At 43.3% G+C, this 4,570-nt stretch carries 3 protein-coding genes and 2 pseudogenes; all 5 read right to left on the reverse strand.

The genetic code is table 11. The features are described from left to right. Positions 1-401, reverse strand: a 401-nt coding sequence (locus AACS24_RS20680; protein WP_146181439.1) for a hypothetical protein, incomplete at its 3' end; no start/stop codon positions are given. After that, positions 389-1,267 (reverse strand): winged helix-turn-helix domain-containing protein, encoded by an 879-nt coding sequence (locus AACS24_RS20685; protein WP_181364252.1) that lies wholly within the window; start codon positions 1,265-1,267, stop codon positions 389-391. The genes AACS24_RS20685 and AACS24_RS20680, both read right to left, overlap by 13 nt. 468 nt (positions 1,268-1,735) lie before the next feature. Then, positions 1,736-2,343, reverse strand: a pseudogene (locus AACS24_RS20690) (IS1595 family transposase); the annotation flags it as partial. Between the two features lie 18 nt (positions 2,344-2,361). Next, a pseudogene (locus tag AACS24_RS22025) lies at positions 2,362-2,561 on the reverse strand (IS1595 family transposase); the annotation flags it as partial. Between the two features lie 1,105 nt (positions 2,562-3,666). After that, on the reverse strand, positions 3,667-4,570 hold a 904-nt coding region (locus AACS24_RS20695), incomplete at its 5' end, for a hypothetical protein (protein ID WP_219927742.1).

Here is a 4,570-nt window from a genome sequence, read left to right on the forward strand (position 1 = left end):
TCTCTATTGTGATAGATAAGGCTAATTTTTTCATCAATAGGATGCCCAATTCTCGCAACCATGTCTAAATAGAATTTGGATTTTTGTGGTTCTAGTACTCTTGGGGGGTGAGTTTCCTTCATGGAATAACTTAAAGAATAATTTCCATCCGCATCATCATCAAGGAACACCCCTTTAGAAACAAAAACTGCGGCCTCATCCAATGCTGGTGACTTTAAGTATGAATGCGTTATAAAACTGCTGTTATACATATTGGTAACAATACTTATATTAGTTGTTGTCGAGCCAAGAAAATATAATGACGCATGATATTCACCGTCTCTTGTTAGAGACTTTTTGACATGATGGGAACTGTATAAAAATAACAGCAATGATGTACAAAACAGCATTACATAACGCATAGATGCTCTCCATCAGATAATATTGTTTTAATTCGACAAACTGCTGTGGATTTGTTGTTCTCGCTAAAATTAAATGACATCGACTTTCCTTTATATGAATATGAAACATTATATATTCCGTCTTTCTTCTGGATATAAATCAAAGTCATGCTAGGTGCTAAAGAAATAAATGGTTTTATATCATCAGTGAGCATTAATTTTTCAGGTCTTATTAGTGTGTATTTTTTGTTTGAAATTGTAATGTTGTTAATTTCATAGCCTCTTCTGAGGAAATCATTATCTAGATCTTGGTCTATGTACCACATGAAGTTGTAAAGTGCATACCCTAATAGAAATATACTTAAGCCAATGAGCATGTATTTCAGTTTAACTGGAAAGGATTTGCCTTTGATTATTTTTTGATAATAATCAATAAAAACGGTTATTTTTTTTGGGCTCTCATCTTCTACATTAATGCCTGGGTCTACATCAACTTCAATATGGACGTTAGGTGGAGTTTCGCTTTTTTGTTGTTCAATATTATTTAGCACCCTACAAGCCAAGCGGTATCCAACTCGTGGGATGGTGACGACACAGTCATCGCTTATCTCTAGATCTTTAAAAGCTTTCCTGATATTAGATATTGATTTCATCAGTGACGTGTCAGCAACAACCCGTCCATTCCAAGAGAATTTGATAAGCTGTTCACGCGGAACAATGCTCCCTGCATGGCAAATTAATAACTCTAATACTCTTGAGTCTGTATGGGCTAGCGTAACAACCTTGTCATTGTAAGAAATTTCATTGAGCTTCGGATCAAACATAATACCATTATCAAGTAAAAAACTCTCATCAGTTGGCATTTGCGGGTCATTATGTTCACTCATAGTCCTACTCATTCAAACATATGTTGTGATGTTACTTTACACCTAGTTCATGTCAATGACAATTACATAACACAAAATGGTTCCGGTGTGATGTAATTATATATGTTGATCTTAGCGCTGACTTTTGTAAGCTGTCTTTGCAGCGGCTTGATTCGCTATGGTTATTACTGTAGTGATGTTGGCATCTACTGTGCAGTCAAGTGAGATGTCATATTGCCAATGCAGGTAAATAGATGGCTAATTATAAATTCTTTAAAATTCTGAGTGGGGAGCAAATTGGTTTTACGCCATATTAGGTTTGCCGTCTTACTTAGTTATGTGTAAAGTCAATTATTCTACAGCAATGAACTACTACTATCTCGTATCTCATACCTATCTGGCTTGATGTATTAATAGCAAAGGGTATGTTTAGGATTGTAGTATAGCGACCATTACTCACATATTTGGTATCCAACAGTGCTATGACGCCTAGTATTTATATAGCAATGTCCCAATTATGTGTTGCATGGGGGAGCCCCAGCGCCTCATGCAAACACGCTTTGATATTCACTCCCCTCCCGTAACGCTCCAGCATCCTGTGCCAACCCAGGTTGTTCTTCAGGTAGTGCGTCGCCACACCACGGAAATGAACCATCCACTCTTTCAACCGATGGTGATAGGCATTCACGTGCTGAATGTGATACGCACCGGCTACTCGCTCACCCTGACGATTGCGCACCACTTGATGCGTCACGCTCTGCACTTTGCTGAAGCTGGCATCCCCCCGCGCCATCGCTACACAGCACTGCATCCAGCGAGACAAAGGGCTTCAAAACCGCAATGACTATTTCGGTATTCACTCTTCCAACTGAAAATCTGCATGGTGGCCATGCCCGGTCTTGTACCACCATCACCGTAATATACTCCCGTCCGGTTCCCCGAGTTCCTCCTTTACCACCACAATGCCGCGGCGGACGCGACAGTCCCCGTTGCCCCTTGAATGATTCGAGGAAGAAGGTCTCATCCACTTCAATGATCCCGTCTTCACGAGTGGCTTGATGAGTTGCCATAGTACACAAGAAATGGTGCCGCCAGAGGCGTCTTGGTTGTATCGCGCTGGTGCGCAGACACTGTTTGCAACGGTAGCGACGTAGTCCGCAGCTCCAGCCCCAAGGTGCCAGCAGGGTGGCATCGGCATGACAATGAGGGCACCCGAAGCATGCCGGTAACTGTGCATTGAGAGAGGTAATGGCATGAGTTGCTGTTGAGCAACACGGTGCTTGCGCAGGGTTAACTGGGGAAAGAGGGATAACAGGTGTTGAAAGGCTGGGGTGTCATGATGGTAGCCATCAAGGTGATAGCCTGCTTTTCAGACTGAGCCCTAAAAAAGGCCTGCTAATTCTTCAACTAGCAGGCCAAAGCACGCACGGGGTAAATCAGAGAGCAAAAATGATAGACACAAAAACATTTTTCTTGCTCGCACCATCCTGCGCCCATATCTGACGAATCCAGTCTACTTATTACCGCCAAAAGCACTACTGAATAGTATCTGAAAAAGCCAATAATCTCTGAAAAAAAACTGAATATAAAGATAAACCCGTTATAATCAACCTATAGGCGCCATTAAAAAAGAACTGCATTTAGTTAGATTGTGTATAAGGCGTGAGAAAACAACTTATAATCAACTAACCCTTCAAGACGCCACCGAACCTTTACGAGAAATAATAAATATGATTCAACTTTTAGTAGGCTGAACGAGAAAGCAGATCAGAGCTTACACTTCCAATGCCGCTCCATAAAACTCTTAAAGCCAACACGATTTCATTCTAGCCATATGAAAAAACAAACCCAGAACACTATATAACCTATTGCAAAAACCCTTAGGAATACCGACATACCCCCTCCATAAATTAAAACAATGAAAGTAAATGACAATCAAGAGCGCTTCTCTTTTGTTGTGAAATGATAGCCATCACAGGACTACAGAACAAAATAAACCTAGAGTTCCGCACCACGCCTCGAAAACAACATACCTAGAAAAAACTCCAGATTAATCTATATAACAAGATAAATTTCCATAGTTATTTTCACTTGTTAAACGATGACATAAAAAATCTCGTCAGTTTTAGATGGATGACAGTAACTTCGGGGTATACACAGACTTCTCGGGTCGAGTTAACTGAGACGTTTTACCCAAATCTATGCAGTTTGAATTGAACTTACTTAGGACGCAGTGAGCTGATACCTACCAATTTCTTCAAGTCTGCATCTTGGGCTAGTCGCCTTATCCCATCACCTCAATACAGGGCCAGCCCACCAAGTCGCCATGAGTGGTAACGGTCAATTTGGGGGCTGGCTGATTTAGGCAACAACGCAACTAACTGTCGAACAACAAAGGGCCATCCAACAAGCGCCTAAACTTAGTTAGAAGCGCACCATGTAATTGAGTCACGAACCCCGGGAGTAGGGTCCTCCGGGAACGCCTTGTATTCCTGATTTGGTGTCCCGATATTTACTGGGCGAACAATGGATATGATGGTGTCACTAAGGTAGCTAATGTGCTGCGCGATACCATTTGGCGCGTCAGAAAACCATATCAAGCTATCGGCCACCCATGGTAGATATCCAGGAGTTGGGCCAAAAGCGCCCGGTACTATTCTAGAGCATGCGTCATCAATTGAGCCAGGAACAGCGGCTACATCTGTGTACTCTAACACGAGTGGCCAAATTACTTCTGTATGGCCATGGCTGGGGATAGTCTCACGCACCAATACGGTATTCGATATCACGCTTGCACCCTCATTGCCGAACTCGTCGACGGGGGTTATTTTAACCATGATTTCTCCCCTCGACATACCCGACAGACCGTTCCCATTGAAGAGCGAGGGCAGCGCTGGTGCCTTATCTGTACTGAACACGGCCCCACCGACAAGCTGCCACTCATACCGGGTTGCCCCTTCTCGAGCACCAATACTTGAACTCCATTGGTACTGCACTCTTACTGGTGCTCCATCTGCGAGCAGCACACCATCCGGCTCTCCCTCCGTACTCAATGATCTTATCTGGATACTTGGCAAGGCTAATACAACAGGGGCAGTAGCTGCCGATTTGGTCGGTATCCCCACCTTCGGTTCACCGGTCATAGAAACTGGCGTCACCTCGAACTTGATAGACTTACCTTCATCCGCCGCTACCAAGGTATAGGCCTTTGCTGTTGCACCACTGATTTCCATGTCATCGCGATACCACTGGAAGGTACTCGCACCTTCAGCATCACTGTCTGCATCGCTGTAGGTGTAACTCCCGTTCAGAGTCTGTCCCACC

The organism is Aeromonas sp. HMWF016, from assembly GCF_963878195.1.
Classification (GTDB): Bacteria; Pseudomonadota; Gammaproteobacteria; order Enterobacterales; family Aeromonadaceae; genus Aeromonas; species Aeromonas lacus.